The sequence below is a fragment of the Salinimicrobium sp. TH3 genome, from assembly GCF_026676115.1.
Lineage (GTDB): Bacteria > Bacteroidota > Bacteroidia > Flavobacteriales > Flavobacteriaceae > Salinimicrobium.
This window is the reverse complement of record NZ_JAPONB010000004.1, coordinates 310,634-336,855: the sequence shown is the minus strand read 5'-3', so window position 1 is coordinate 336,855 and position 26,222 is coordinate 310,634. Positions and strand designations below refer to the sequence as shown.

Genomic DNA, 26,222 nt, shown 5'->3' with positions numbered 1-26,222 from the left:
TTTAAACCCTTCATCATGTATTTGATGAAGGGTTTTTTTATGCCCTAAAACCACCCCGGCCTGCGGCCACCCCTCCTCAGAGAGGAGGGGAACACTACAAAAGTTAAATCTGGAAACGAATCTCAACTCCCCTCCCTTCCAGGGAGGGGCAGGCGTCGCAAAGCGGAGGCGGGGAGGGTTTTCTTTCCCCAGAGATTATGGATAACCAAGAACTATTAGGTTCCATGCAACACCCCGACCTTCGGCCACCCCTCCTCAGAGAGGAGGGGAACACTTAAGCAACAAGTTGAATTGGAAACGAATTTCAGCTCCCCTCCATTCCAGGGAGGGGAAGTCCGCCAATTGGCGGACGGGGAGGGTCTGCTTTCCGGAAAAAATTAAAAGGAAGCATTTTTCAGCTCCTCCTCCCAGGTAGGCGTGTTCGAAGGACGTCCCAAGTTCACAATCTAGACCTCACAGGTTTCAAAAACCTTTGAGGTCTATTCTATGGGTGGAAACAATAATTTGCAGTATGTTCCAACTTTACAGGATTCAAAATGTTGAATCTGGAATAAAAGAAAACCGGCACTGTCCCCCAAACAGTACCGGCTTTCAACTATCTCTTAAAAAGAGATTTCTGTTATTTTTTTCCTCCTACCTCAAACTCATGGTAGTAACCACTCGCGATTGAATCAGGCCATTCAGCTATAAAGGCATATTTTCCGGGTTTTAACAATGCCTGAAAATACGTGGTTCCTCCAGCAGACAGTTCTTGAGCACCGCCTAAGAAAGTAAATCCTGCCGGTGCCGGAGTCATCATTCCTTCGTTTAGGGCTCCAAGATTATTCATCCAGAACATCCAGGAATTTAATTGTGCTAAATTCTCTTCAGTTCCTTCATCAAATCTTACCAGATGTACATCTGCAGTAAGTCCAACCTCATTGTTTACAGCAAAGGTATGTAACCCGGGACGGTTAATTTCGTTATCTATTACATAGCCATTGTTAGTTGTTATATCAATTGTAATATCTGGCTTTGGTTCTTTTTCCTTAGCTTTTTCTGTGGTAACCGTCAATTGCTTTACCATTCCGGTAGTTTCATTTACAGGAAAAGAATGAAATACTCCTCCCGGTTTCTCAAATCCACCACCAGGCATCTTTATGTAGCATTCCATAATGTAATTTCCTGGTGGTAAATTTATTGAGGTTACCGCAGTCTGGCCAGGATCAATTATACCTGATCCTCCATAATTTAATGTCTGACTAAACCAGTCCGGAAAATCTGGAATAGCCTCTGGGTTATTGGTTAATTCCCATAACCACTCGTTAAACGGGATGGTTAACTCTGTACTATAGCGTTCAAGAGTTATATTTTCTGGGACTTTTACAAGGAGAAAAAAGTGAGGTGCAGCGGAATTATTAGTGTATTCAAAAGTATTCCATCCCGAAGGGATCTCATCGGGTGCAATAAAGTTCATTCCTGTAGAGGTTATCTTCACTGTGTTCATAGATTTTACACTGGCGTTTGCAATTTCAAGATTGGCTGTATCTAGTTCCTCCTTTTCACATCCCATTGTAAAAGCTGCTAATAAAAAGAAGAGGAACATTTTGCCAAATAAATGTTTGGTAAATAATTGTAGTTCTTTCATGATCTTATATTTTTAATGGTTAATGACTTAAAGGTAAGTTGAGAACCGGGGTTTTTGAGCCGGCAGTGTATACTCCGGGTGATCTGTTTTATAACCGGTCATCCTTCTATCCGCAGTCCGGATGGTACAATTTATACCTTTACAACTACCAGTAGTAAATTCACCTTACTCATATTACATTCTTTTTTGTAATTTAAATTGCAATCTATTCCTATGATACGAGCGGTAATTGTTGATGATGAAGTAAGTGCAGTTAAAAGTCTGCAATGGGAGATCAATGCCTTTTGTCCCTGGATAGAAGTTTGTGCTACTTATTTGGCCCCGTTGGAGGCTGTTAAAGGAATTGATCTCATTAAGCCCGATTGTGTTTTTCTGGATATTGAAATGCCACAAATGGATGGATTTCAGTTATTGCACAGTCTGAAGTTTCGGAATTTTGAATTGATCTTCACCACCGCATATGACAATTATGCTTTGCAGGCTTTCAAAGAAAATGCAGTGGATTATCTTCTAAAACCCATAGATTCCGACGATCTAAAAATTGCTGCGGAAAGAGTTCTGGATAGAAAGAAGAACAACAGGCTTGGAGAACAACTCCGGAATATCATGCAGGATATGAGGAAACAACCTGCTTCTAAAAAGATCCCACTTTCTTTTGTGGATAAAACAATATATGTTTCCAGTGAGGATATCATGTACTGCAAATCGGACGGAAACTATACGGAAGTCTATATGGAAGGCGGAAAGAAGGAAGTGCTTTCGAAAAAGATCAAAGAGGTAGAGGCATTAATAGATAACCCTTCCTTTTACAGGTCCCATCACTCTTTTCTGGTGAATCTCAATTGCGTATCAGAATTTATAAAAAGTGACGGACAATATTTGATCCTTAGGGACGGGTCCAACATCCCTGTTTCCCGTTCAAAAAAAGCTCATTTACTCGAACTTCTTGGAACCTGAAGCTTTGGAAGAACTTATAGATATTATACGTCAACCTTTTCAAAGCGGCCTGCTCACTTTCTTCGCAGGAGTTCTTTCTATTTTGGCGGTATACCATTTCCTATTGTATTTTCAGCAAAAGATAAGGTCCTATTTTTTTTACAGCCTTTATCTCTTCCTGGTCTTGTTTTCAATCTTTAGGTTTAGTAGTGGAAGATATCATGAAATATACATCACCTATTTCAGTGAATTTATGTACCTGCTTACAGAGATCACTTTTGTAGTTTATTTTTTCTTCGCCTACAGCTTTCTGGAAATGAAAAGGAATGAACCGCGCTGGAATAAATATGTTATGGGTGCTAACTGGATTTTTTTAGGAATTGCCATTCTAATACACCTTATCTCATATATTGTTGGTGGCTCCCATTTAAGATATTTAGGTTATAATTTCTTTCTTATTTATATGCCTATCCTGGCTGTTCTCTCCTATTATCCCATTCTAAAAAAGCCAATCCCACTTAGGTCCTATCTCATTATTGGTTCTTTGATCCTTTTTCTCGGCTGGTTGGGACCTGTACTGGTTTATCAACTCAACATGGGAAGGGATAATTTTAGGATAGCTTCGGGATTTTTTCTTCTTGCAGGTATTTTTGAGAATCTGTTTTTTTCTTTGGGACTGGGGCATAAGCAGAAGTTGCTTTTACAGGAAAACAGGCAGGCAAAGCTTGAGCTAATAAGACAAAATGAAGAAAATGAAAAGCTCAGATCAAAGGTGCAGCAAAAGCTGGAAGCCAATGTGGAAATCCTAAGCAAACAGGTAGAAAGGGATAAGATTGAGAAATTGACGGCTCAATATGAGCGCGAACTGGCAGAGCTAAAAGTCAACTTCCTGCGTAGTCAAATGAATCCGCACTTTATCTTTAATTCCCTTAACAGCATTAAACTATATATTATTAATAATGAGAAGGAGAATGCAGTTTACTATCTGAATAAATTTTCCAAATTCATCAGGAAAGTTCTGGATGCTACCAGGGAGAAAATAAGTTCTTTGGCAGAAGAAATGGAAACCATCCAGTTATATGTAAACATCGAGAACATCAGGTTCAATAATGAGATCGATTTTAAGGTTAATGTTGAAGAGGGATTAGACCTGCAGGGAATAAAGGTGCCTTCCCTTATCCTACAGCCCTTTGTTGAAAATGCCATTTGGCATGGACTTTCTCTTGTAGACCAAAAACAGCTGGCAATTCTTGTAAAAAGGGAAAGTGAGACCGAAATAAAAATAGCAATTGAAGACAATGGCATTGGAATGAAGAGATCAAAGGAAATAAACCGGCAAAAATTCCATCAAAGAAGATCTGTAGGCCTGCAGATCACTAAAGAAAGGCTGCAAACATTTTTTAAGGGTTATCAAGGGAGCTACTCTCTAACCTATGCCGAACTACATCCGGGAAAAGAAAACCCGGGAACACGTGTGGAATTAAGGATTCCTCTTAGTTAGGAGAGAAGTTAATTTTACTGCTCAATAATATCCCGGAACTCTAAAAAGAATCTTTCCAGGGCATCCATTTTTTCGGCTAGCCATGCTTGCACGGTGGGCCAATCTTTCTTATTATGGATATTTACACCATTTTTAGTGACGTAAACACGGGAGATAATTTTTCTATTGTCAAGTTCATATGCTTCAGCTAAAACAGCGCCTGGCAAATATTCGTTTTTCAAAATTGCCTCGAGGCTTTGCAATTTTTCAAAGTAATACAACCTCATTATCTCATCTGTAGCATCAAGGTCTATGGAAACTTCAGCAAGTTTGCGGGTAAAAGTGAACTTTAGGGAGAAATCTTTGATTTTGGTGTTGTACAAAAGCCACTTTCGGGGATAATTTTTTCCGAAGCTAATCCAGAATTCCTGACGTACCTTTTTACTTTCTTCCCTGCTGTACATATTTAAAGAAAGTAAGCAAGTAATATTCCTGCAATGACCACCCCGAGTTTGGTTGCATTAAAACTATGGTTTTTTGAAGCTTCAAAAAGGATGGTAGTCGAAACATGAAGAAAAATACCAATTACCATGGCATTGATATAGGAAGAATAAGCCTCAGAAATGGCAAAATTCTCATTGATCCAGCTTCCCAGAGGTGTCATCAAGCCAAATATACCCAGAAAAAGAAAGGCTTTAAATTTCCCTATTTTTGAGTGGAATAGAAAAGCAGCAAGTATAGCTGCTACAGGAATTTTATGGATTACAACGCCGTGAAGTAAATCACTACTGTTATTTAGCGGGAAACCCTCCAGTAAGGCGTGCATTGACAAACTGAAAAGCAAAAGAAAGGGAAATTTTGCCGATTTCCTGTCGTGGTGCATATGACCGTGCTCCACACCCTTGGAAAGAAATTCAAGGAAAATTTGCAATAGCAGGCCTACCATTATAAAGACTCCTACTTTGTCATAACCGGAACTGTAAACCTCAGGTAACATTTCAAAAACCGTTACCGCGAGTAAAAAGGCACCACTAAAAGAAAGCAATAACTGGAATCCAGTTGAAGAAGAAGGCTTAAGAAATAGAGATATCACATATCCTATTACTACCGCTAGCAATGGCAGTATATATAACATTATCTAAAGACAAGTATTAGACGATCGGATTGTATTTCATCATAAGGGTTTAGATGATAATCCCCAAAGGTGTGTACAAGTTCAATCCCCGCAATATCAAAATAATAAAGAAACTTCTCAAGGGTAAGTGCCTTTACCTTCTCGGTATAGGCATGTTCCTCTCCCTCATCTTCAAATTCTATATCTTTCAGGATATAACCGTCCTCTACTTTTCGGGAAATATGGAAATCAATTCCTTTTACGGTCTTCACTTCTGAAGAGACCAGGTTATTGATCACTTTTTTTACATTCATAAAATCAATGACTCCCCAACCACCTTCTTTAATTTCTTCTTTTATGGCAAGGATACTTTCCAAGTTCTCTCTTTCGTCCTCAAAATATCCCAGACTCGTAAAAAGGTTGAATACAGCATCGTATTTTTCTCCCATAGGCTTGCACATACAGTGAACGTGAAATTTGAGATTTTCATTTTCAAACTGTCTGGCATATGAAATGCTATTTTCAGAAAGATCTACTCCTGTAACACTGTAACCAAGTTTATTTAAATAAACTGCATGTCTTCCTTTACCGCAGGCAAGATCCAGAATACTGGCGTCTTTAGGAAGTTTTAAGAAACGTACAAGGTTCTGCATGAATTCCTGAGCTTCTTCGTCACCGCGGTTCCTGTATAAAATATGATAATAAGGAGTGTCAAACCATGAAGAAAACCACTTATTTGCTGCTAATTCCATATCCTGCAAAATTAATGTATTTTTGCGTCTCACAGAAAATTACAAATGGGAAATAATTTTAAAATGGTTGCCAAAACTCTTTTTGGCTTTGAACCATTACTTGCCAAAGAATTAAGGAATTTAGGAGCGATAGACGTGAAGGAAGGGGTGCGGTCTGTTTCTTTTTACGGGGACAAAGGTTTTATGTACAAAGCAAATCTTTCTTTACGTACTGCTATAAAGGTTTTAAAGCCTATTACCACGTTTAAAGTTTTTTCTGAAGAGGATCTTTATCGCGAGATCAATAATATTTCCTGGGAAAATTTTTTGGATGCCAATCAAACCCTGGCAATTGACGCTACAGTACATTCTGAAAAATTTACCCATTCAAAGTATGTGGCATTAAAATCTAAAGATGCCATAGTAGACAGATTTAGAGATCGAACAGGGGAGAGGCCTGGAATTGATCTGGACTACCCGTCGCTGCGAATCAACATCCATATTGAAAAAGAATTTTGTACGGTTTCTCTTGATAGTTCCGGGCAGTCTTTACATAAACGCGGTTATAAATCGGCTACCAATATAGCACCTATAAATGAAGTCCTGGCGGCAGGAATGTTGTTGCATTCTGGTTGGGATGGACAGTGTGATTTTATGGATCCTATGTGCGGTAGTGGTACCATTTTAATTGAAGCTGCTATGATCGCCTGTAATATCCCTCCAAATCTTAACAGGAAAGAATTTGGTTTTGAAAAGTGGAAGGACTGGGATGAAGATCTTTTTGAAAAGATACAGGAATCTGTCCTAAAGAAGGCGCGGGATTTTCATTTCACTATAAAGGGTTATGATAAAGCACCTTCGGCTGTTCAAAAAGCCAAGGATAATATTCAAAATGCAAATCTTTCGGAATTTATAACTGTAGAACACGAGGATTTCTTTAAGACTGAAAAACAAACCCAAAGACATTTACACATGGTTTTCAATCCGCCATACGGGGAACGCCTCGAAATAAATATGCCTGAATTTTACAAAGCCATTGGAGATACTCTTAAACAAAGCTATCCCGGCACGCATGCCTGGTTCATAACTTCAAATCTTGAAGCAATCAAACATGTAGGACTTAGACCGTCAAGAAAGATCAAATTATTCAATGGTTCTCTGGAATCAAAACTGCTTAAATACGAGATCTACGAAGGTTCTAAAAAAGCGAAAAAACAGGAGGATTGATCTACCTTTTATAAAGAGGGATCAAATAGGAAATGGAGTAGCCATAACCCACTCCAAGGCTACTGCCGTCATAAGTACGATTAAATCCGGGGATATAGAGGTTGTCGAAATTTCCCGGTTTAGTCTCATTGATCTTTTTCTTAAGCTCTACATGGGTGCTAAGATAGAGGTTGTTTAAAACCTCCACTTTCACTCCTAATTGTAGTTCTGCCCATCCCGCAGTTAGATTATTGTACTCACGGGATTCTGCTCTTACATCGGGACCAAAATAGGGATTCCTGTTATAAATTGAGAATTCCCGAAGTTCACTGGAGAAAGTAGCGAACCCATAGCGCACTCCAAAATAAATGAGGTTTTGCATCCCGGTCCAGTTTTCGTAAAAATTGTAGTCTGCACCCAGCTTCATATAAGTTCCTTTGGCAGAAGCAGTAACATTGGGTTCGGAAATTACATTTTGTTCATTTCCAAATTCCCCTGTCAGGTAAATTTGGTCATACAACCGGTAATCCCCTTTGATCTCAAGGCCCTGATAGTCTTCCTCTAAAAAGGTTCTCAATGGTTTGGAGAGGTCGAACCCCACTCGTAGCCCGTATTTTTCTCTTGCATCAACAGTGTCTCTAACCACTTCCTGTTGGGCAAAAATTGCAGAAGAATGAAACCCAAAACTAATGAGTAAAATATATATGAGCTTCTGTTTCATTTTCAACGCTTTCTTGTATAATAGTTTCTGAAATTATCCAGTTATCCTCATCTGCATTAACTGCCACATCAAGGCTGTTATAATTTATTTTGTATCCGCAGGCACGATTGAGGTATTCAGGATCCGGAGAGTATGTGAAAGATACTATATCTTCATTTTCTTCATCACTATTGGAATTGGTGGTGAAGATATATTCGGTAAAGTTTTCGTTGGTCCTTAACGGTATACTAACGGTGTTTACTGTTTCTGGTCCCAGTAATACTTCTTCCTTACCGCTGGCTCGAACCGTTAAGTTTGGAACTGCTTTTAATCGGGTAGGATCCAGAGGGTCGTAAAATTCAATTACCAAAAGAGGAGTGGTCTCGGTACCTTCGGGACAAATATCATCTCGTTGACATCCCAAGGTCAAGACAAAAATACTTCCTAAAAAAAGCCATTTTTGGAACCTGTTCATAATCTTCTTTCTAAGCAAACCACATTCTCAACATGAAAAGTTTGTGGAAACATATCTACTGCCTGAGTTCTTGTTACTTTATAATGTTCGTCCAGCAGGGCAAGGTCCCTTGCCTGGGTGGCCGAATTACAGCTTACGTAAACAATTCGCTGAGGCAAGATACCAATTATTTGTGCAACCACATCCTTGTGCATTCCGTCACGTGGTGGATCGGTGATCAAAACATCGGGATGACCATGCTCCTTCACAAATTGCGCGGTAAACACTTTCTTCATGTCCCCAACATAAAATTCGGTGTTGGAAATATTGTTGTTTCGGGCGTTTTCTTTAGCATCTTCAATAGCTTCTGGCACTGCTTCAACACCTACAACTTTTCCCGCTTTTGCAGCTACGAACTGTGCAATTGTACCTGTGCCTGTATAAAGGTCGTAAACCAGTTCATTTCCGGTTAAACCGGCAAAATCCCGGGTGATCTTGTAAAGTTCGTATGCCTGGGAAGAATTTGTTTGATAAAAAGATTTTGCGTTGATCTTGAACTTAAGACCTTCCATCTCCTCAAAAATATGATCCTCACCTTTATAGCAAATAACTTCCTGATCGTAAATAGTATCATTTCCTTTGGGATTAATGACGTACTGAAGGCTGGTGATTTCCGGAAATTCTTCAGCAACAAAATCAAGAAGCAATTCTCTCTTCTCTTTGTTTTCTTCAAAAAACTGAAGTAACACCATGATCTCTCCGGTGGAAGAGGTCCTTATCATCAAGGTACGAAGCATTCCTCTTTGATCCCGGGTATTGAAAAACGGAATATCATTTTCAACTGCAAATTTTTTAATGCTGTTGCGAATCCCGTTGCTTGGAGCCTGTTGCAGATGACATTCTTTAATATCAAGGATTTTATCCCACATTCCGGGAATGTGGAATCCAAGCGCATTCCTGTCCTGGATATCTTTGCCACTTTGTATCTCTTCCTGCGTTAGCCAGCGGCTGTCGCTAAAGGAAAATTCCATTTTATTACGGTAAAAGTAAATTTCTTTACTGCCAAGAATTGGAGTGACTTCAGGTAATTCAATTTTTCCCAGGCGGGTAAGATTATTTAAAACCTCCTTTTGCTTATAAAACAACTGGTGTTCATACCCCATGAACTGCCATTTGCAGCCTCCACAAACACTAAAGTGAATGCAGGGCGGTTCTACTCTTTTATCTGAAAATTCATGGATTTTAGTGGCTGTACCCTCGTAATAAGCACGTTTCTTTCTGGTGGTCTGCACATCAACCACATCTCCCGGTACCGCATTTCCAATGAATATCACCTTGCCATCTGGAGCCTTCGCTATGCTTTTTCCTTTTGCACCTGCATCTATGACTTCCAGGTTTTTAAATTCTTTGTTTTTGTTCTTTCTCGCCATGGCGCAAAAATAGGATAAAAGCTAAGAATTATTGGGCGTAAGCCTTAAAAAATCAGGAAACATTTAGTAATTTGCGACTTCTGAATTCAGGATGATTTCTCTCCTCAAAATACCCGGTTTTACTGGTGTTTTTGAAAAGCAGGAATTTATTTTTTAGTAATTGTAAAAAAAATTAGAATGAAGGTTTCAGAAAAAATTTCTTCCCGGGAGGCGATAGAATTAGAAGACAAATATGGTGCTCATAATTATCACCCGCTTCCGGTAGTACTGGAAAAAGGAGAAGGTGTGTACGTATGGGATGTGGAAGGAAAAAAATACTACGATTTTCTTTCAGCTTATTCGGCTGTTAACCAGGGCCATTGTCATCCAAGGATCGTAGGGGCAATGACAGAGCAGGCTCAAAAACTTACCCTTACTTCAAGAGCTTTCCATAATGACATTTTAGGGAAGTATGAAAAGTATGCCTCAGAATATTTTGATTTTGATAAGCTACTTCCAATGAACACAGGGGCCGAGGCTGTGGAAACTGCCATTAAGATCGCACGTAAGTGGGCCTATGAGAAAAAAGGGGTAGAGGAAACTGAAGCGCAGATCGTGGTATGTGAAAATAACTTCCACGGAAGGACCACTACTATTATCTCTTTCTCAAATGACGAAGGAGCACGTAAGAACTTTGGACCTTACACTCCCGGATTCCTCAAGATACCTTATAACGATGTGGAGGCGCTGGAAGAAGTGCTTAAAAGCAATAGCAATATCGCCGGATTCCTTGTAGAACCAATACAGGGTGAAGCCGGAGTATATGTTCCTTCGGAAGGATTTCTTACCCGCGCAAAAGAGCTTTGTGAGAAGCACAATGTACTTTTCATAGCCGATGAAGTGCAGACGGGAATTGCCCGTACCGGAAAACTTCTCGCAGTTGAGCACGAAAATGTTAAACCAGATATCCTTATCCTTGGAAAAGCGATTTCTGGCGGAGTTTATCCTGTTTCGGCAGTACTTGCGAATGATGATGTGATGAACGTGATACAGCCGGGACAGCACGGTTCCACCTTTGGAGGAAATCCTGTGGCCTGTGCAGTAGCAATGGCTGCCCTGGATGTTATAAAAGACGAGAAACTTGCTGAAAATGCCGAAAAACTCGGAAATCTTTTCAGAAGAAAACTTGACGATTATATCCGCAGTTCAAATATTGTAAACCTGGTGAGAGGTAAAGGTTTGTTGAACGCTATCGTGATCAATGATTCCGAAGACAGTTCTACAGCCTGGGATATTTGTATGAAGCTTAAGGAAAATGGTTTGTTGGCAAAACCTACGCACGGTAACATCATTAGATTCGCTCCGCCGTTGGTAATGAACGAAGAGCAATTGTTAGATTGTGTTGATATCATCACAAAGACACTTAATGAATTCGAGAAATAATTCCTGAAGAGCATTAATAAAAAAGAGGGGCGAAAAATTCTATTTTTCGCCCCTCTTTTTTATTTAAAGTTTAAAGCTCCAGGTTCCAGGTTCCAGGTTCTGAACACTGAGCACCGAATACTGACCACTTAAAACTACTGATTTTGGTAAACTTCCATAGATTCCATCATCATTTCCTGCATTCCATCCCAACCATAGATTGCGACAAGCACAATGTTTAGAATCAGGTAAATTGCCGAAAGTACAATACCAATAATGGCAAGGATCCTCCCGGTCTTTACGTTGTTGTAACCTGAATATGTATCTGGTGCGGCCATATAGGTTTCTTTTGCCGATTTTGCGAGCACAAGGGCAACGATTCCAAAGATAAGACCAATGATTCCCCAGCAACAGCAGGTGAGGATAGAAAGAATTCCGAAAATTAAGATTAGAGTTGAATTGGGTAAAGTTGGTTTTTCCATAATGTATGTTGGTTAGTTAATCAAAAAACTCATTTTATAAAAATAGGCACCAATAATGATCAAGGCGTTCAGCAAAATAAGGGCGACTTTAACATACCAGTCACCCTTAAATTTCAGAAATAAATTTGTTAAGAGAAAAAGGAGCAGGATAAGAATGGTATAAATGGCAGGAAACATTTTAAAGGCTGCGGCAAACTCTCCCTGGAAAACCAGAACAAGTGCTCTCTGGGCTCCACAACCAAGACAATCAACGCCAAAAAGCTGCTTATTTAAACAGGGAAGCATAAATTCTTCCATAGAAGCTAAAAGTTATTATTATAGACAGAAATCTTTTTAATTACTCTTTTATCGTCCATACTCATTACCTTCACTAAATACACGCCATTTGACCAGAGCCGGGTGGCAATTTCTACAGATCTTTTATTGTCAAAACTGGTGCGGTACAACAGTCTTTTTCCCTGCAGGTCAAAAATACCAACCGCTTTTACCGGGAATTGGTCGTTGCTAATAATTTGTAGTTCTCCCAAATGGTTATTTTGAACTATACTAAATTTTTCGGGCACTGCTTCATCTTCAATAAATATCGTGGGCAATTCTTCCTGCGGAATTTTCTCTGCAAAAGCAATCTTGAAGCGCCCGTGATAAGTTCCCGGTTGCAGCTCTAAAGTTAAAGGTTCTTTTTTAATAGAAAAATAATCATTTGTTTGAGTGTCTACAATGAAAAGTTCGTTAACTGAAGTATTTTCGAAATTTTCCTGTGAAAATGTCACTTTTGATAGCTGGGCTTTAACCTGCAGGAAGAGCGGGATCTCTTCGGTAATGTCAAATGGTCGAACGTCAATGACAAAACTGTTCTCACCGTGGAGCCAACCTGCATCGGTAGGAGCAAGTTGAAAAGCTTCGGCATCCATTCCTGCATCAATTCCTTTGGTGGCTTCATTCCAAAAGGCCACACTTAGATTTCTTTCATATTGATCATTGACAGAAACTTTAAGTTGTATTCGTGGAAGGACAGTGATTTTTTCCAGGTGCGTATGTTTTTTCTCGGTTATACTTGCTGTCCCGGTGCCCGGTTGGTTTTTTTCTAATCGTGCTTTTCTATGAGAGTTTCTAAAGATAATATTCCCTGTTTCAGCTCCCTGAACCATAAATCCCTGACCTGTGGGAAGGAACCTGCGATCAAAATCTTTTCCCTTGCCTTCTTCTGTTCCATTTATTTTCTTAAGAACGGGAGGTTCATAAATACCATTTGTGCAAGGATCTACCGGACTAAAAGCGCCATAACCTCCTACATAATCCTCTAAATAATGAGAAGTACCATTCTCTTTAGAATCCCAGAAATAAGCAATACCTGTGGTGACATTACGCCGGGACAGGTTTCCATAGCATGTGGTGTTTAGAGTGCCATTTCCAGAATTTTCAAGCAGGAAAAGGCTTAGATCAAAAATTGAGGGATAAGGATTTCCTACCAGGATATAAACATCCCCTGCAGTTGGGATTTCTATTCGACCCGAATTTGGCTTTCCTCGAAAATCATAGCGCTGTGCACTGCCGGGATTATTTTCTCTGCCATTAATGGAAGTGGGATCATTACCTTCTGTGCCTTTCATGGTAAAACCATATCCCGGAGGAATAATTGTATTGCCACCCACAAAATTCCATTGAGAGTAACTGTTGCCGTTAAAGGTATAGATCCAGCTGGTGGAGATAGTAAGAGGATTTGCCGCTCCATTAAAGGCGGTGGTAAGCTGAGTCGGCCGGCTATTAATTTCTGAAACAGGGGAATGCAACAGCGAGATCCCAAAAAGGCCATTTGCGGGATCAATTACAGGGGAACTCCAGTAATTATAGTCATAAGCATTGGTGCTACCTTCAGAAAATACTGATATGCTCCCGTCACCGGAATTAGCTTTATTTTGCCCTTCTCCCTGAATTAATTGAGCTCCCGAACGTAAATAAATGGATGATTCCTTCCCCTGTGCAGGATTTTTACCCAACCTAAGATCATTCTGTACAAAGAGAAGATCGCCATTGATATATAAATACGTGACCTCTTGCCCGTTATTGGAAGGAGCCACACTAAGTTGCCCTAAAACAGATTGAAAAATAAATAATGATACCGTAACTAACAAAAATCCTCTCATTTTACCGAAATTTGCAGCATAAGTAATCAAGTTACTATTCTTTTTTTGATTTTAACCATCTGTAAAACAATTTATTATGAAAAAGCCTTCTTCTCAATTCATTAATTCAATGCTAATACTAATAGGTGGTGCTATACTTATTTTTCAAATTGCAGGAGAGGAAAGAAATGTTTACATGATGATCCTGGGAATAGTATTCCTAATGTATGGCCTCTATAACGCCACAAATTTTTGGGTTGAAACAAAGGATGATCATAAAAAGGAGAAGGAAGAAGAAAATAACAACAACTCGTTATAATCATGTTCAAAACCGGGGATAAAGTCGCAGTGCTTGATGAAGATCTTGAGGGGAAGGTAATTTCTGTTAATGGTGCCGAAGTAGCAATTGAAACTTCTGAAGGTTTTTTAATGTCTTTTGACGAGAAGGATTTGGTGAGGATTGGAGCATCTTTGCCCGATATTCTCCCGCCCGAGGTAGAAAATTTTTCGGAAGTAATTAAGGAAAAAGAGTCTTTTAAGAAAAGCAAATCAACTCGCGTAAAGCCTAAGGAACGCAATCAACCTCCTATGGAAGTGGATTTGCACATAGGTAAACTGGTGCCAAAATCTGGCGGACTTTCAAATTTTGAGATTCTTAATATTCAAATGAACACCGCAAAGAGACAACTGGAATTTGCAATGAGCAAACGTATCCAGAAAGTGGTTTTTATTCATGGAGTTGGGGAAGGGGTTTTAAAAGCCGAACTGGAAACCCTTTTCAACAGGTATGAAAATTTAAAATTTTACGATGCCGATTACCAAAAGTACGGGCTGGGAGCTACCGAGGTTTATTTTTATCAGAATTATTGATTGTCTTCCTCTTTGTTTTCCTCACCATCTGTGGGTTCAATGAGTATATTCTCAGTTGGGGAAGTGATCACGCCAAGCTCATAATCCTGCAGGCGAATCTGCTCTCCGTCTCCTCCCTGGTTCACAAGTGTAAGATTGTTGATGGTTACCAGGTACCTAAAGCTTCTTGAAATGCGATTCTCTCTAACTCCTTCTACCGTAAAAGAATCTGTTATATCTGGATTAAGATAGTGAGCTAAGCCTTCTTCATTTTGATCATCGGCAGGATTTAAGTTAAGGTTCCAGTCCTCATTCCTTGTGGGTACTCCGTCGTTATCATCATCTGCATCAAGATAGTCGGGGATACCGTCGTTATCGGAGTCTCCATAGGTATTTACAGTATTTTCGGCTTCTATCTCTCTTTCTACACGGGTAAGAACATTATCCCCGTCATCATCTACGTCCTGGTAATTTGGTATTCCATCCCCGTCGGTATCCAATCCAGATTCCATCCCTTCCTCTGCAGAGGGAACTCCGTCTCCATCATGGTCGGTGGCATTAGCAAGAGTAGAGGTTATCACAACTTCACCTCCTGTGGTGCTCCTGTATTCCTCGGTTACCTGGGGTGAGACCGGCGGAATCTCGTTGCAGAAATAACTTTTCTGTACTTCCCCGTCAAAAACCCTGTAGATAACCTGGTTTGTAGTTTCGTTTAAAGGGATCTTGAGCTGGCCTTCTTCTGTTAAAAAAAACTGCAGGGTAGGAGTGCTAAGATCAAACCTAAAAGCAATGGCTTCATTAACACCTGTGTTATTGAGTTTATAAAGCACCTGTGATTGTGTATCTCCACACCAGTTGAGCTGTGGATCCTCAAAATTAAAGTCGGTCACAATGATTTCCCCGTCATTACACGAACTTAGCAGTAGGGCTGCAAAAACAAGGCTAACATATTTTTTCATAGGACGGGTTTTCAGCAAAATTAAAAGTAATATATAATTTAAAAGAGATAAGCCTAAATTATTTTAATTCTGTTATTTTTGTGGACCATGAGAAAAGTCTACTTTGATAACGCCGCAACCACGCAAATTCGCGAGGAAGTGGTAGACCGCATGGCCCAGGTGATGCGGGAGGTCTATGGAAATCCTTCCTCAACCCATGCATTTGGTCGCAGTGCGAAAACCCTTATAGAACAAGCCCGAAAAACGGTGGCGAAGACGCTTAATGTGGCAGCTTCGGAAATTATCTTCACCTCGGGTGGCACAGAAGCCGATAATCTTATTTTGAATTCGGCCGTTAGAGATCTGGAAGTGAAGCGTATCATTACTTCTAAGATTGAACATCATGCGGTGCTGTACACCCTGAATAAGCTGCATGAAGTTTTTGGCACAGAAATTCTTTATGTTAACCTTGATGACTGCGGAAGAGTAGACCTGCAGCATCTTGAGGAGTTACTTCAGGCTTCTGAAGAGAAAACTTTAGTAAGCCTGATGCATGTAAATAATGAAGTGGGAAATCTTCTGGACATCAAGAAAACAGGCGATTTATGTAAGAAATACAATGCGCTGTTCCATTCGGACACCGTACAGTCCATTGGCCATTATGAACTCGATCTTTCCAGTATACAAGTTGATTTTACTGCGGTTAGTGCCCATAAATTCCATGGCCCAAAAGGTGTGGGGTTTGCTTATATAAGAAAGAACAGCGGCCTGCAGCCACTAATTTTTGGAGGTGAGCAGGAGCGAGGGTTCCGTGCCGGAACCGAGGCTGTGCATAACATTGTTGGTCTTGAAGAAGCCTTAAAGCTGGCTTATGAAAACCTGGAAGAAGAAAAAGAATATGTTACCTCTCTAAAAAAGTATTTTATTGACCTTCTAAAAAAGGAGATTCCCGAGGCAAAATTTAACGGCGAATGTGATGATTTTGATAATAGTACTTATACCCTTATCAACGTTTGTTTGCCAATGACTCAGGAGAAAGCCTTAATGTTGTTGTTTCAGTTAGATCTACACGGTATCGCATGCTCCAAAGGAAGTGCCTGTCAAAGCGGAAGCAATCAGGGCTCACACGTCCTTAGCGCCTTTCTTTCTGAAGATGATTTGAAAAAGCCTTCCCTTAGGTTTTCTTTTTCGAGGTATAATACCAAAGAAGAAGCGGAATACGTAGTGACGGTTCTAAAGGAGTTTATTGAGAAATAAAAGCGGGTATTACCCGCAAATTTCAAATTTCAAGCACCAGGTTTTCACTTGGAACTTCTTCCTGAGTGACATTTTCTTAGGTTACCCACACCCACCTACGGCTACCCATCCGGTGGAGGAGAAAAAATAAGAAACTTTAAAGTTTGAACCCTATTCTCAAATTATAGATCCGTGGGGTAAGATAATTAGGAACTGCATACTGCGTTTTTGTATAAGCATCCCTCACAAAAGTATTGGTGATTGAATTCTGGGTATCGAAAATATTAAAGATCTCGAGACCTATGAAAACTTCTCTAAAGCTTTTTAAAAAATCTTCCCTGGATCTGTCACTTTTGACCAGGTAGAAAAGTCCCAGGTCTGCCCGTTTGTAATCGGGGAGGCGCGATTGGTAAAGATAAGGATCGGCGTAGGCAGGAGAGCCACCAGGCAAACCGGTGTTGTAAACCAGGTTTAGATACATCCTGAGATTTTGCATGGTAGGTACATAATCCTGAAATAACAAGCCAAACTTTAATCGTTGATCTGTTGGCCGGGCAATGAAACCTTTATTATCAATATTCTCCTTTGTCTTGAGATAACCGAAGCTAAGCCAGCTTTCTGTTCCGGGAACAAACTCTCCGTTGAGCCTGAGATCAAGACCATAAGCGTAGGCTTCAGCATTATTCTCGGCAGCATATCGTATCCTAACATTTTCAAGAGTATAGGGATTGACATGGTCCATATCCTTATAGTAGATTTCAGAAGTTAGCTTAAATGGCCTTTCGAAGGTTTTAAAGCTGAATTCATTTCCCAAGACAAGGTGCAATGCCTGCTGCGCTTCCACTTCAGGATTAAGGCTTCCGGAGTGACTGCGCAGTTCCCTGTAAAAAGGTGGTTGGTGGTATATTCCCCCGGCCAGGCGAAAGAGCAAATCAGCCTTCCAATCAGGCTTAAAGGCAAACTGTAGTCTGGGGCTTATTACGGTCTTAGGATCAACAGAATACCCTTCAGAAGAAACTATCCACGTATGACTTCTTATTCCGGCATTAAACCATAATTCATGTTCATTCACATCCCTGCGGTGGCTCCATTGCAGGTGAGTCTGAAATCGATCTATTTGGGTTTCGTTAAATCCTCTTATTGATGTGAAAGGTTCAAGAGGAGCATCAAAAGGTTCGTATGGCTGATTGTTTTTGAAATTTGGCAGGGGAGGCCGCAGTGCAAATCCTGCAGAATCTATGATCTCGTATTCCCTTATCCTGTCACGAATGTCTTCATGAGTGTACTTGATTCCATAGTTTAAGTTATGGTCTTTAATATTAACATTACCAGTATGTTTAATATTTAAAATAAGAGCATCCAGTTTGTTTCTCGCATGGGTGAGCTGTTCTCCCACACCTTCAGAAAATTCGACTTTACCAAAGTCTTTTTCCCCTATATTCATATTGACTTCCCCGAGCCGGTACTGCGCGATAATATCATAATATTCCTTTTCCCGGGTATGATAAGCGGAAGTCATTAGTTGGGCAGTGAAATTTTTATTGATGTTGTACGAGGCTTTGACTGCTCCAAAAAGGGTTTCAAAGACATCTTCTTCTCTACCGGTGTAATGTATGATTAGGGCGCGGGGGTCCTGGAGGGTTCCAAAGTTGGTTTGCCGGGTTAAAGGTTGAGAACTGTAATCATTTAATGAAGCGTTTCCTAAAAAGCTTATTTCAAACCTGGAGCTAAAACGGTTGATTAAATTTAATTGAGCATCGGCAAAAAGAGGTTCAAAATTGGTTTCAGTTTCCCTTGCTTTTACCAGAAGGCTGTTATCGCGAAACCTTATCCCTGCAAGAGCACTGAATTTTTCATTATTAGAAACTCCTTCCGCAGTAAGGTTTACCCCAAGGAGGCTGACATCCAGTGAGGCTTTGAAATCCACAGGGCGACGATAGGTAATATCAAGAACCGAAGAAAGCTTATCACCATATTTGGCCTGGAAACCTCCTGACGAAAAATGTACCTTGCGAATAAGATCGGGATTGACAAAGCTTAAGCCTTCCTGTTGCCCAGAACGAATAAGGAAGGGTCTGTAGACCTCAATTCCATTCACATACACCAGATTTTCGTCGTAATTTCCTCCACGTACGGAATACTGGGTGCTGAGTTCATTGTTGGAGCTCACCCCGGGAAGGGTTTTGAGTAAGTTCTCCACCCCGGCATTGGCTCCGGGAAGGTTGCGTATGGTTTCGGGAGCGATATTGGTGATCCCGCGAAACTCTTCATTTCTTTCCCGGAGAACTACTTCTCCAATTTGTTCAACCTTGCTGCTTAAAACCGGATTAAATTCCAGGATTTCTCCTGCTCTTAAAAAGGTCTTGAAAATGACATTTTTGAAACCAATATGTGCAACCGTTAGCTCGATTTCCCGGTTTGCGGGAAGCTCTAATTGGTAGAAGCCGTTATTGTTACTCGCTACACCGTTGGTATTCCAGGAGATTGTTGCACCGGAGACAGGCTGTAGGTTTTCATCGAGAATAATTCCCTGTATAACTGCGGTTTGTGACCATAAGCTGAATGAGAAAAGCAGGCAGCACAGTACAAAAGGAATAAGTTTTCTCAACCGAAGATCTATTTTCTAAAGAAGGTACTTTCAAATATAGTGGTATTTCCTACATTATCAATTACTTCGATCTTCAATTGGTTTTTGGTTTCGGTTATGACATTGTCCGAGAAATCGTGTGTGAGCAGGTTTTGCTTGTATTCATATTCCATAAGAATGAATTTCCCATTCACAGTAGCCCTATAGCTGCTAATGCCCGATAGATCATCGGATATTTTCACCTTGATATCTTTGTTTCCAGAGATCCACTGCCCATCCTTAAAATTGACCGGTACAACCCTGGGAGCCTGGGTATCCCGGGCCAGGGTATAGGTGCCAAAACTTCGGGTCCTGGTTGTAAATCTCTCCCCGTCTTTTGTGGTGGTAGAATAACTGGGATTTCCCCATTTGTTAAGTTGTGCAATAAACATTTGTTCCCGGTCTTCGGGTTTATATTTACTCACATCAAAACCAATACTTATGTTAGTATGAAGGGGGATCACATCCTCATGCAGGTTAATTTTTTCGTCTTCAAAAGAAATATCAAGATAAGCATCCTGGTAAAGGCTGTTTTTAGGAATGTATACGTCAATGCCATTACTTTCGAACTGTGCCCCGGTATTTGCCGGTACAAAGAATTCGGTAGTGTTTGATGGATCTTCTATTATATCGTTCCTGTGTTTTCCTTCAATGGGAATATTTACAATTCGCTCATTTCCTGCAAAGTCACTTACCTTTATGGTATAATTATAAGAAAGGCTGTCCTTGACGTTCAAAAACCCCTGATTATTTACTTCCCTGTAGATGCTTAGGGGGTTCGAAGGTTCAACAAACAGCTTCTGGATTCGGCTGTTGTTCTGGGTGTAGTAACCATAATCAATCAACTGGTTGAGGTGACGGGTTTCGCTAAAAGAAAACCTTTCAAAATTTGCCTGAAAAAGAGTTTCTCCGTTTGCCCCGGTTTCTATCCGATAAACCCCGTTGCGGTTTGGAGCTGCATTAAGTTGATCTACGGTATTGATCCCGAAGCCAATTTCACCACAAGCCTCGATTGCCTCTGCCTTAAATGACCCATCCTGCTGCGGAATCAATCTTAGTTTCTGTCTTTGGGCAGAACCATTTACATGAGCATTTTCTCCTTTGGGATAAGCATAAACCCCCGAAACGATTGGCGCTCGTGTGTCTTCTATCTCGATTCCAAACATAAAGGGATTCATTGGTCGTTGCTCCCCATCTCTTATCTCGAAATGCAGGTGAGGGCCGCCGCTTCCGCCTGTATTTCCACTACTTGCAACCAATTCCCCTCTTTCTACAGGTAATTCTGAAGCATTTGGATAAACTTCAACTTCATAACTCTCATTTTGATACTGCAGCTTTTTGATATAAGCTTCTATTTCTGGAGAAAAGTTCTTCAGGTGGGCATATACTGTGGTATAGCCGTTGGGGTGCTGGATGTAAAGCGCTTTCCCATATCCATAGTGCGCAACGTTAATTCGACTCACATAGCCTTCCGCAGAAGCATAAACGGGGAGCCCTTCCCGTTGCTGGGTTTTGATATCCAACCCGCTGTGAAAATGGTTGGAGCGCAATTCCCCAAAGGTTCCCGCCAACGCCAACGGCACCTGCAAGGGGTCGTCGAAATAATCTGTTGGTACCATGGGAGCCTGGGCAGTTACCGTTAAGCTCAATAAGAATAGGAGAGGGGCAATGAACCTTGTCATGTAGATTTAAATTTTTACTTTTTAATAGCGGGTTAAAGATACCAAACCAACGTCAAAAATTAAACCCTTATTTTTGAGGAGGTTAAAATTATTTTAAAAGCTGTATCTAAAATAGAGTTCAAAATATTGGGATATATCGGCAGGTATATTAACTTTGTGAGGGTAAGCAGCAGGTTTAGCTTTGATGAGTGATTTAACAGAAATAGTTGACAATCTTGAAGGTAAGATTGAGAAGTTGCTTCAGAATTATAAAAAACTGGAGCAGAGACAACAAAACCTTCAGGAGGAATTAACTACTCTTAGGTCCGAAAAACAGGAATTACAGGAAAGCCTGGAAGCCTCTAATAATCGGGTTCAAACGCTCAAAGCCGCCAATGCGTTGCTTGGCAGTAATGATTATAAAAAAGAAACCAAGCTTAAAATAAATAGCTTGATCAGGGAAATTGATCAATGTATTGTTCACCTCTCTGAATAGAAGAATAAAAAAAATGTCAAACCAGCTTAAAATAAAGATATCAATTGCAGACAGGGTTTATCCCATGACCATTCTTCCTGAACAGGAAGAGGGTTTACGTAAGGCTGCCAAAAAGATTGAATTTATGATTAAGCAATTTGAGCAAAGTTATGCAGTTAGGGATAAGCAGGATGTACTGGCAATGTGTGCTTTACAATTTGCTGCCCAAACTGAGCAAAAATCAATTGACACCAGCAGCGATGTAGTCTTAGCTGAAGATAAATTGAAAGCGCTTAATGATTTGCTCGACAAGCATTTGGTTTAACTGTTCTTTGAATTATAATATAAAGGTTACTGCCTGTATTAGTTAATTTATTTTGATAAACTCAACACCAATTCTTTAAAAAGGGTGAGTTTAAGTTGTAAAAGCAAGCCGCCTTTGAGCGGATCCTTGATCAGCTTGTTAGCCCTAAACGTGATTTAAAGAGTTTATACAAATCGACAACTAGTACAGGCTTTTTTTTTACATAAAAACTAACTAATGGATACACTAGCTATAGCGATTATTATTATTTCACTTGTCCTTGGACTTGCAATTGGTTTTGGGATAGCAAAATATCTCGAAAAGAAAAATGCATCCAGGATCATTCAAAGAGCAAAGAAGTCGGCCTCGGGAATTTTAAAAGAGGCTAAACAGGAAGCCGAAGGAATTAAAAAAGACAAGATCCTGCAGGCTAAGGAAAAATTTATTGAACTTAAGTCTGAACATGAAAAGGTAATCCTTTCCCGCGATAAGAAGATCGCAGATGCCGAGAAGAGGGTAAGGGATAAGGAATCTCAGGTCTCCAGCGAACTCGCAAAAAATAAAAACCTGAATAAGGATCTGGAAGAAAAGATCGCGGATTACAATCACCGCAGTGAAGTTCTTGAAAAGAAACAGGAAGATGTTGACAAACTCCACAACAGCAAAGTTCAGCAGCTTGAAGTGATCTCCGGTCTCTCTGCCGAAGATGCGAAAGCACAACTTATTGAATCATTAAAAGATACTGCCAAGGCCGATGCCATGGCACTGGTGCAGGATACCATTGAAGAGGCGAAACTAACAGCTCAGCAGGAAGCTAAAAAGATCATCGTAAATACCATACAGCGCATAGGAACCGAAGAAGCTATAGATAACTGCGTTTCAGTTTTCAACCTGGAGAGTGACGATGTAAAAGGACGAATTATTGGTAGGGAAGGAAGAAACATTCGCGCCATTGAAGCTGCCACCGGAGTAGAGATCATTGTGGATGATACTCCTGAAGCAATTATTCTTTCATGTTTTGATTCAGTTAGAAGGGAAGTAGCACGTTTATCTCTTCATAAACTGGTAACTGACGGGAGGATCCACCCTGCACGTATTGAGGAGGTAGTAAAGAAAACTACCAAACAAATCGAAGAAGAGATCATAGAAGTTGGAAAGCGTACGGTAATTGATCTTGGGATCCATGGATTACATCCCGAATTGATCAGGATCGTAGGTCGTATGAAATATCGTTCCTCTTATGGACAAAACCTTCTGCAACACTCAAGAGAAGTAGCCAAGCTTTGTGGCGTTATGGCTGCAGAATTAGGATTAAATGCAAAACTTGCTAAAAGAGCAGGATTATTACATGATATTGGAAAAGTGCCGGATTCTGAAACTGAAGTACCTCACGCAATCCTGGGAATGCAATGGGCTGAGAAATTCGGTGAAAAACCTGAAGTATGTAATGCCATTGGAGCTCACCATGACGAGATCGAAATGACTTCTTTGCTTTCTCCTATCGTACAGGTTTGTGATGCCATAAGTGGTGCAAGACCGGGTGCAAGAAGACAGGTTCTTGATTCTTACATTCAAAGATTAAAAGATCTTGAAGACATCGCCTTTGGATTTGGAGGTGTGAAGAAAGCCTATGCCATCCAGGCAGGTAGGGAATTAAGGGTGATTGTGGAAAGTGAAAAAGTGAGCGATGAAAAAGCAGCAAACCTTTCCTTTGAAATCTCTCAAAAGATCCAGACAGATATGACCTATCCCGGGCAGGTGAAGATCACCGTGATAAGGGAAACACGAGCGGTAAACATCGCCAAGTAATTCAGAACATAAAAAGATTAGCTCCCGTTTCTCAAAAGAAACGGGAGTTTTTTATTTGGACCAATTAGTTTTCGTAAATTAATACTACGAACCGTCTACCATGCGAAAAAAAAATGTTCTGAGATTCCTTTTTCTGGCAGTACTGCTTTACCCCATTTTTAGCCTGTTTAAAGTCGTTGGAGATCTCAATGGAGCTGAGCTGCAGGAAGCGCTTGATTCGCTATTACACTACCAAATAAGTATCTGGGTGAGCTGGCTTGTACTGGTTTCGGCTTCTGTTTATTTCAAGTGGACTAGGCAGAAGAACTTCTTTTTCTTTTTCACCTATGCCTTTCTGGTCGTAGCTTTTGCCTTTCTTGGATATATGAGCCAGGAGTTGGTGATAGAATATGATTTACCCAATAAATTTAGGGATAATTACTCTTTTGGGGTGTTACAGGCATTGCAGCATATAATTTCTTCAGTAGTGCTAACCGCTTTTCTTCAGGCAGCAGTATGGTGGTTTACCCGAAGGTGGCACCGAAGTTAGTTATTACTTAAGAGAATGAGTTCGGAGTCCAGAGCTGAAGTGGCTCCATGGGGTGTCGAAAATGCCTTTTTTTAGAGGTCCTTGGAATTAATAATTTTTCCGCCTTTCTTAATGATATCCTTCCGAATGCTCTCGAATTCCTTTGGGAGAAGGGGAACGGCTGCATTTTCAATCAAAGTGGCATTAAAACCTTGTTTAAGGGCATCTAGCAGGGAGAAATAGACGCATATATCTGCAGCAAGACCGCAAAAGTAGAGATCGCCAGCACCTTTTTGTTTAAGGTAACCACTAAGGCCTGTGCTTTTCTTACGACCATTGTCATAAAATCCACTATAGCTGTCTATTTCGGGATCCATACCCTTTCTAAAAATGGCTTCTACAGGATTTGTTTCCAGAGCGGGATGAAGTTCTGCTCCTTTTGTTCCCTGCACACAATGCGGGGGCCAGAGTTTTTGTTCCAGTCCGTTAAGTTCTATGACTTCAAATTCTTTTTTCCCGGGATGGTTTACCGCAAAACTTTTGTGATTCGCCGGGTGCCAGTCCTGGGTTGCTACGACCAGCTCAAAATGGGGTAGAATATCGTTGATTACAGGAATGATCCTGTCTCCGTTTTTCACTTCGAGCGCACCTCCTGACATAAAATCAATTTGTGCATCCACAATGATTAACGTTTTCATGATCTTTTATTTTTATGTTCCTCAATTAAATCATTTCGTTCATCTCTGAGTTTTTCACTAATTCCCACTTTATAGATATGTGGGTTATTGAATCTGTGATATTCGGGCGGAAGTTTTGCCAGTCTTTCTTTGCTGAAATCTTTAATTTCCTTAATGCTGATATGCTTATTGGATCTTTTTTGATCTTCCATTACGAGGCTTAGAAGTTCCTCCTTTTCTACATCTCCAATAAACCTGAATTTTAAAGGATCAAAAGGATGGTACATCATCTCAGGATTTTTCTCGCCTGCTATGCACACCACGTCACCTCCCAGGAAGTTTCCGGAGTCATCGAGAAGGCGAAGCACTTGCTTGCGGTGTGGTAAGGTCACTTTTGAAATGGTTTCCGAAAGTTTTATTCTGGGTTTATCTTTGAAAAATGACAATTTATAGACCCCGTCGAGCGCGGCATCGGGTTTTCCTGTCACCAGGCTGGTTCCCACACCAAAAATGTCAATAGGAGCTTCCTGGTCCAGTAAGCTTTTGATCACATGTTCGTCCAGTTGATTGGAAGCAGAAATTTTCACGTAATCGAGTCCTGCTTTGTCCAGCATTTCTCTTGATTTCCGGGCCAGGTAAGCGAGGTCACCGCTGTCAAGACGGATTCCCTTTAGTTTATGGCCTTGGCTTTCCATTTCCTTGCCCACTTGGATGGCGTTGGGAAGTCCACTTTTCAAGGTATCATAGGTGTCGACAAGTAAAATGGTGTTTTTGGGATGGGTTTCTGCAAAATCCCTGAAGGCATCCAGTTCATGTTCATAGCTTTGAATAAAGGAATGGGCCATGGTCCCGGAGACCGGGAAATTAAAATCCCTACCTGCCCGGGTATTACTAGTAGCTTCAAATCCTCCAATTACAGCTGCCCTACTGGCATGATAGCCACCAAACCCCTGTGCCCTTCTAAGGCCAAAATCAATTAAGGTTCTGCCTTTTGCCTGGATGGCCATTCTCGATGCTTTTGTGGCAATGAGAGTTTGAAAGTTTAGAATATTCAGCAGTAGAGTTTCTATGATCTGTGCTTCAATGATATTTGCTTCCACCTTAAGCACCGGTGCTCCCGGAAAAACCACGTCTCCTTCTCTCATGCTGTAGATCTTTCCGCGAAAGCGGAAATCCTTCAGGTAATTCAGGTAGTCTTTAGAAAAATCCTGGGTATTTAAATATTCGAGATCCTTATCTGAAAATTTAAAATTTTCCAGTAGATCCAGTAGGGTTTCAAGACCTGCAAATACTGCAAAACCGCCATTAAACGGTAGTTTCCTGAAGAAGTAGTCGAAAACTGCAGTCTTTTCAGCTTCTCCTTTACTAAAATACACCTGTCCCATGGTGAGCTGATACTGGTCTGTGTAAGTACCGCTAATATCTATCATTCTACCGTTCTTTGTTTTTATGTGT

26 protein-coding genes and 1 other RNA gene are annotated in these 26,222 nt (G+C 40.5%); 12 read left to right on the top strand and 15 right to left on the bottom strand.

The window, feature by feature from the left end:
• Positions 1 to 619 precede the first annotated feature (619 nt).
• Positions 620 to 1,627, bottom strand: a complete 1,008-nt coding sequence (locus tag OU683_RS08990) for a hypothetical protein (protein ID WP_268137377.1) — start codon at positions 1,625 to 1,627, stop codon at positions 620 to 622.
• A gap of 213 nt (positions 1,628 to 1,840) precedes the next feature.
• On the opposite strand from OU683_RS08990, the gene OU683_RS08985 reads away from it, so the two are divergent.
• Positions 1,841 to 2,584 carry a LytR/AlgR family response regulator transcription factor gene (locus OU683_RS08985; protein ID WP_268137375.1) on the top strand — a complete coding sequence of 248 codons (744 nt, stop codon included), beginning with the start codon at positions 1,841 to 1,843 and terminating at the stop codon, positions 2,582 to 2,584.
• Between the two features lie 4 nt (positions 2,585 to 2,588).
• Complete coding sequence (locus OU683_RS08980; RefSeq protein ID WP_268137373.1) at positions 2,589 to 4,064, top strand: sensor histidine kinase; 1,476 nt, start codon at positions 2,589 to 2,591, stop codon at positions 4,062 to 4,064.
• A gap of 14 nt (positions 4,065 to 4,078) precedes the next feature.
• Here OU683_RS08980 and OU683_RS08975 read toward each other — a convergent pair whose 3' ends face one another.
• The 3 genes from OU683_RS08975 to OU683_RS08965 are packed head-to-tail and all read right to left on the bottom strand — an operon-like array spanning position 4,079 to position 5,909.
• Complete coding sequence (locus OU683_RS08975) at positions 4,079 to 4,507, bottom strand: DUF4268 domain-containing protein (RefSeq protein ID WP_268137372.1); 429 nt, start codon at positions 4,505 to 4,507, stop codon at positions 4,079 to 4,081.
• Between the two features lie 2 nt (positions 4,508 to 4,509).
• Positions 4,510 to 5,178, bottom strand: a complete 669-nt coding sequence (locus OU683_RS08970; protein ID WP_268137370.1) for a ZIP family metal transporter — start codon at positions 5,176 to 5,178, stop codon at positions 4,510 to 4,512.
• Complete coding sequence (locus OU683_RS08965; RefSeq protein WP_268137368.1) at positions 5,178 to 5,909, bottom strand: class I SAM-dependent DNA methyltransferase; 732 nt, start codon at positions 5,907 to 5,909, stop codon at positions 5,178 to 5,180. Before OU683_RS08965 ends, OU683_RS08970 begins: the two co-directional genes overlap by 1 nt.
• 45 nt (positions 5,910 to 5,954) lie before the next feature.
• On the opposite strand from OU683_RS08965, the gene OU683_RS08960 reads away from it, so the two are divergent.
• Positions 5,955 to 7,115 (top strand): THUMP domain-containing class I SAM-dependent RNA methyltransferase, encoded by a 1,161-nt coding sequence (locus OU683_RS08960; protein WP_268137366.1) that lies wholly within the window; start codon positions 5,955 to 5,957, stop codon positions 7,113 to 7,115.
• Between the two features lies 1 nt (position 7,116).
• Here OU683_RS08960 and OU683_RS08955 read toward each other — a convergent pair whose 3' ends face one another.
• The 3 genes from OU683_RS08955 to rlmD are packed head-to-tail and all read right to left on the bottom strand — an operon-like array spanning position 7,117 to position 9,678.
• On the bottom strand, positions 7,117 to 7,815 hold the full coding sequence (locus OU683_RS08955) for a DUF6048 family protein (RefSeq protein ID WP_268137364.1): 699 nt from the start codon (positions 7,813 to 7,815) through the stop codon (positions 7,117 to 7,119).
• Complete coding sequence (locus tag OU683_RS08950; protein WP_268137362.1) at positions 7,781 to 8,269, bottom strand: DUF6452 family protein; 489 nt, start codon at positions 8,267 to 8,269, stop codon at positions 7,781 to 7,783. Before OU683_RS08950 ends, OU683_RS08955 begins: the two co-directional genes overlap by 35 nt.
• On the bottom strand, positions 8,266 to 9,678 hold the full coding sequence (gene rlmD, locus OU683_RS08945) for a 23S rRNA (uracil(1939)-C(5))-methyltransferase RlmD (protein WP_268137360.1): 1,413 nt from the start codon (positions 9,676 to 9,678) through the stop codon (positions 8,266 to 8,268). Before rlmD ends, OU683_RS08950 begins: the two co-directional genes overlap by 4 nt.
• A 177-nt stretch (positions 9,679 to 9,855) precedes the next feature.
• On the opposite strand from rlmD, the gene rocD reads away from it, so the two are divergent.
• Complete coding sequence (gene rocD, locus OU683_RS08940; protein WP_268137358.1) at positions 9,856 to 11,100, top strand: ornithine--oxo-acid transaminase; 1,245 nt, start codon at positions 9,856 to 9,858, stop codon at positions 11,098 to 11,100.
• 134 nt (positions 11,101 to 11,234) lie between these two features.
• Here the strand turns inward: rocD and OU683_RS08935 are convergent, their stop codons facing one another.
• Genes OU683_RS08935 through OU683_RS08925 form a run of 3 tightly spaced genes read right to left on the bottom strand, consistent with a single transcriptional unit; the run spans position 11,235 to position 13,705 of the window.
• Positions 11,235 to 11,561 carry a CCC motif membrane protein gene (locus OU683_RS08935; protein WP_268137356.1) on the bottom strand — a complete coding sequence of 109 codons (327 nt, stop codon included), beginning with the start codon at positions 11,559 to 11,561 and terminating at the stop codon, positions 11,235 to 11,237.
• 12 nt (positions 11,562 to 11,573) lie between these two features.
• On the bottom strand, positions 11,574 to 11,858 hold the full coding sequence (locus OU683_RS08930; protein ID WP_268137354.1) for a DUF2752 domain-containing protein: 285 nt from the start codon (positions 11,856 to 11,858) through the stop codon (positions 11,574 to 11,576).
• A gap of 5 nt (positions 11,859 to 11,863) precedes the next feature.
• Positions 11,864 to 13,705, bottom strand: a complete 1,842-nt coding sequence (locus OU683_RS08925; RefSeq protein WP_268137353.1) for a DUF8693 domain-containing protein — start codon at positions 13,703 to 13,705, stop codon at positions 11,864 to 11,866.
• A gap of 76 nt (positions 13,706 to 13,781) precedes the next feature.
• Between OU683_RS08925 and OU683_RS08920 the strand changes: the two genes are divergently transcribed.
• Both OU683_RS08920 and OU683_RS08915 read left to right on the top strand, forming a co-directional pair.
• A complete protein-coding gene (locus OU683_RS08920; RefSeq protein ID WP_268137351.1) occupies positions 13,782 to 14,003 on the top strand; it encodes a hypothetical protein in 222 nt (73 codons plus the stop codon).
• A gap of 2 nt (positions 14,004 to 14,005) precedes the next feature.
• A complete protein-coding gene (locus tag OU683_RS08915; RefSeq protein WP_268137349.1) occupies positions 14,006 to 14,554 on the top strand; it encodes a DUF8465 domain-containing protein in 549 nt (182 codons plus the stop codon).
• Here OU683_RS08915 and OU683_RS08910 read toward each other — a convergent pair.
• Complete coding sequence (locus tag OU683_RS08910; protein ID WP_268137347.1) at positions 14,548 to 15,492, bottom strand: hypothetical protein; 945 nt, start codon at positions 15,490 to 15,492, stop codon at positions 14,548 to 14,550. The two genes, OU683_RS08915 and OU683_RS08910, sit on opposite strands and share 7 nt — an antisense overlap.
• A gap of 87 nt (positions 15,493 to 15,579) precedes the next feature.
• On the opposite strand from OU683_RS08910, the gene OU683_RS08905 reads away from it, so the two are divergent.
• The gene (locus tag OU683_RS08905) at positions 15,580 to 16,728 is read left to right on the top strand and encodes a cysteine desulfurase family protein (RefSeq protein ID WP_268137345.1); all 1,149 of its coding nucleotides are present in this window, start codon (positions 15,580 to 15,582) and stop codon (positions 16,726 to 16,728) included.
• Between the two features lie 136 nt (positions 16,729 to 16,864).
• Here OU683_RS08905 and OU683_RS08900 read toward each other — a convergent pair whose 3' ends face one another.
• Entirely contained in the window at positions 16,865 to 19,315 is a 2,451-nt protein-coding gene (locus tag OU683_RS08900; RefSeq protein ID WP_268137343.1) for a TonB-dependent receptor, read from the bottom strand.
• A gap of 8 nt (positions 19,316 to 19,323) precedes the next feature.
• Complete coding sequence (locus OU683_RS08895) at positions 19,324 to 21,015, bottom strand: M23 family metallopeptidase (protein WP_268137341.1); 1,692 nt, start codon at positions 21,013 to 21,015, stop codon at positions 19,324 to 19,326.
• Between the two features lie 184 nt (positions 21,016 to 21,199).
• Here OU683_RS08895 and OU683_RS08890 point away from each other — a divergent pair, with 184 nt between their 5' ends.
• From OU683_RS08890 to OU683_RS08870, 5 genes are all read left to right on the top strand, one after another.
• Complete coding sequence (locus tag OU683_RS08890; RefSeq protein ID WP_228914555.1) at positions 21,200 to 21,490, top strand: hypothetical protein; 291 nt, start codon at positions 21,200 to 21,202, stop codon at positions 21,488 to 21,490.
• A 13-nt stretch (positions 21,491 to 21,503) separates the two neighbouring features.
• Positions 21,504 to 21,794, top strand: coding sequence for a cell division protein ZapA (locus OU683_RS08885; protein WP_228914556.1), 291 nt, complete (start codon positions 21,504 to 21,506; stop codon positions 21,792 to 21,794).
• Between the two features lie 59 nt (positions 21,795 to 21,853).
• Positions 21,854 to 21,960: non-coding RNA, 6S RNA (gene ssrS / locus OU683_RS08880), on the top strand.
• Between the two features lie 50 nt (positions 21,961 to 22,010).
• Positions 22,011 to 23,582, top strand: coding sequence for a ribonuclease Y (gene rny / locus OU683_RS08875; protein ID WP_268137338.1), 1,572 nt, complete (start codon positions 22,011 to 22,013; stop codon positions 23,580 to 23,582).
• A gap of 100 nt (positions 23,583 to 23,682) precedes the next feature.
• A complete protein-coding gene (locus tag OU683_RS08870) occupies positions 23,683 to 24,111 on the top strand; it encodes a hypothetical protein (RefSeq protein WP_268137336.1) in 429 nt (142 codons plus the stop codon).
• A gap of 71 nt (positions 24,112 to 24,182) precedes the next feature.
• On the opposite strand, the gene pncA is transcribed toward OU683_RS08870, so the two are convergent.
• Both pncA and OU683_RS08860 read right to left on the bottom strand, forming a co-directional pair.
• A complete protein-coding gene (gene pncA, locus OU683_RS08865) occupies positions 24,183 to 24,788 on the bottom strand; it encodes a bifunctional nicotinamidase/pyrazinamidase (protein WP_268137333.1) in 606 nt (201 codons plus the stop codon).
• Entirely contained in the window at positions 24,785 to 26,197 is a 1,413-nt protein-coding gene (locus OU683_RS08860; RefSeq protein ID WP_268137331.1) for a nicotinate phosphoribosyltransferase, read from the bottom strand. Before OU683_RS08860 ends, pncA begins: the two co-directional genes overlap by 4 nt.
• Positions 26,198 to 26,222: the final 25 nt, after the last annotated feature.

Bases quoted from the DNA above. Each gene is read 5' to 3' on its own strand.
- OU683_RS08990 (WP_268137377.1), bottom strand. From the start codon at position 1,627: ATGAAAGAACTACAATTATTTACCAAACATTTATTTGGCAAAATGTTC.
- OU683_RS08985 (WP_268137375.1), top strand. From the start codon at position 1,841: ATGATACGAGCGGTAATTGTTGATGATGAAGTAAGTGCAGTTAAAAGT.
- OU683_RS08975 (WP_268137372.1), bottom strand. From the start codon at position 4,507: ATGTACAGCAGGGAAGAAAGTAAAAAGGTACGTCAGGAATTCTGGATT.
- OU683_RS08970 (WP_268137370.1), bottom strand. From the start codon at position 5,178: ATGTTATATATACTGCCATTGCTAGCGGTAGTAATAGGATATGTGATA.
- OU683_RS08965 (WP_268137368.1), bottom strand. From the start codon at position 5,909: ATGGAATTAGCAGCAAATAAGTGGTTTTCTTCATGGTTTGACACTCCT.
- OU683_RS08960 (WP_268137366.1), top strand. From the start codon at position 5,955: ATGGGAAATAATTTTAAAATGGTTGCCAAAACTCTTTTTGGCTTTGAA.
- OU683_RS08955 (WP_268137364.1), bottom strand. From the start codon at position 7,815: ATGAAACAGAAGCTCATATATATTTTACTCATTAGTTTTGGGTTTCAT.
- OU683_RS08950 (WP_268137362.1), bottom strand. From the start codon at position 8,269: ATGAACAGGTTCCAAAAATGGCTTTTTTTAGGAAGTATTTTTGTCTTG.
- rlmD (WP_268137360.1), bottom strand. From the start codon at position 9,678: ATGGCGAGAAAGAACAAAAACAAAGAATTTAAAAACCTGGAAGTCATA.
- rocD (WP_268137358.1), top strand. From the start codon at position 9,856: ATGAAGGTTTCAGAAAAAATTTCTTCCCGGGAGGCGATAGAATTAGAA.
- OU683_RS08935 (WP_268137356.1), bottom strand. From the start codon at position 11,561: ATGGAAAAACCAACTTTACCCAATTCAACTCTAATCTTAATTTTCGGA.
- OU683_RS08930 (WP_268137354.1), bottom strand. From the start codon at position 11,858: ATGGAAGAATTTATGCTTCCCTGTTTAAATAAGCAGCTTTTTGGCGTT.
- OU683_RS08925 (WP_268137353.1), bottom strand. From the start codon at position 13,705: ATGAGAGGATTTTTGTTAGTTACGGTATCATTATTTATTTTTCAATCT.
- OU683_RS08920 (WP_268137351.1), top strand. From the start codon at position 13,782: ATGAAAAAGCCTTCTTCTCAATTCATTAATTCAATGCTAATACTAATA.
- OU683_RS08915 (WP_268137349.1), top strand. From the start codon at position 14,006: ATGTTCAAAACCGGGGATAAAGTCGCAGTGCTTGATGAAGATCTTGAG.
- OU683_RS08910 (WP_268137347.1), bottom strand. From the start codon at position 15,492: ATGAAAAAATATGTTAGCCTTGTTTTTGCAGCCCTACTGCTAAGTTCG.
- OU683_RS08905 (WP_268137345.1), top strand. From the start codon at position 15,580: ATGAGAAAAGTCTACTTTGATAACGCCGCAACCACGCAAATTCGCGAG.
- OU683_RS08895 (WP_268137341.1), bottom strand. From the start codon at position 21,015: ATGACAAGGTTCATTGCCCCTCTCCTATTCTTATTGAGCTTAACGGTA.
- OU683_RS08890 (WP_228914555.1), top strand. From the start codon at position 21,200: ATGAGTGATTTAACAGAAATAGTTGACAATCTTGAAGGTAAGATTGAG.
- OU683_RS08885 (WP_228914556.1), top strand. From the start codon at position 21,504: ATGTCAAACCAGCTTAAAATAAAGATATCAATTGCAGACAGGGTTTAT.
- rny (WP_268137338.1), top strand. From the start codon at position 22,011: ATGGATACACTAGCTATAGCGATTATTATTATTTCACTTGTCCTTGGA.
- OU683_RS08870 (WP_268137336.1), top strand. From the start codon at position 23,683: ATGCGAAAAAAAAATGTTCTGAGATTCCTTTTTCTGGCAGTACTGCTT.
- pncA (WP_268137333.1), bottom strand. From the start codon at position 24,788: ATGAAAACGTTAATCATTGTGGATGCACAAATTGATTTTATGTCAGGA.
- OU683_RS08860 (WP_268137331.1), bottom strand. From the start codon at position 26,197: ATGATAGATATTAGCGGTACTTACACAGACCAGTATCAGCTCACCATG.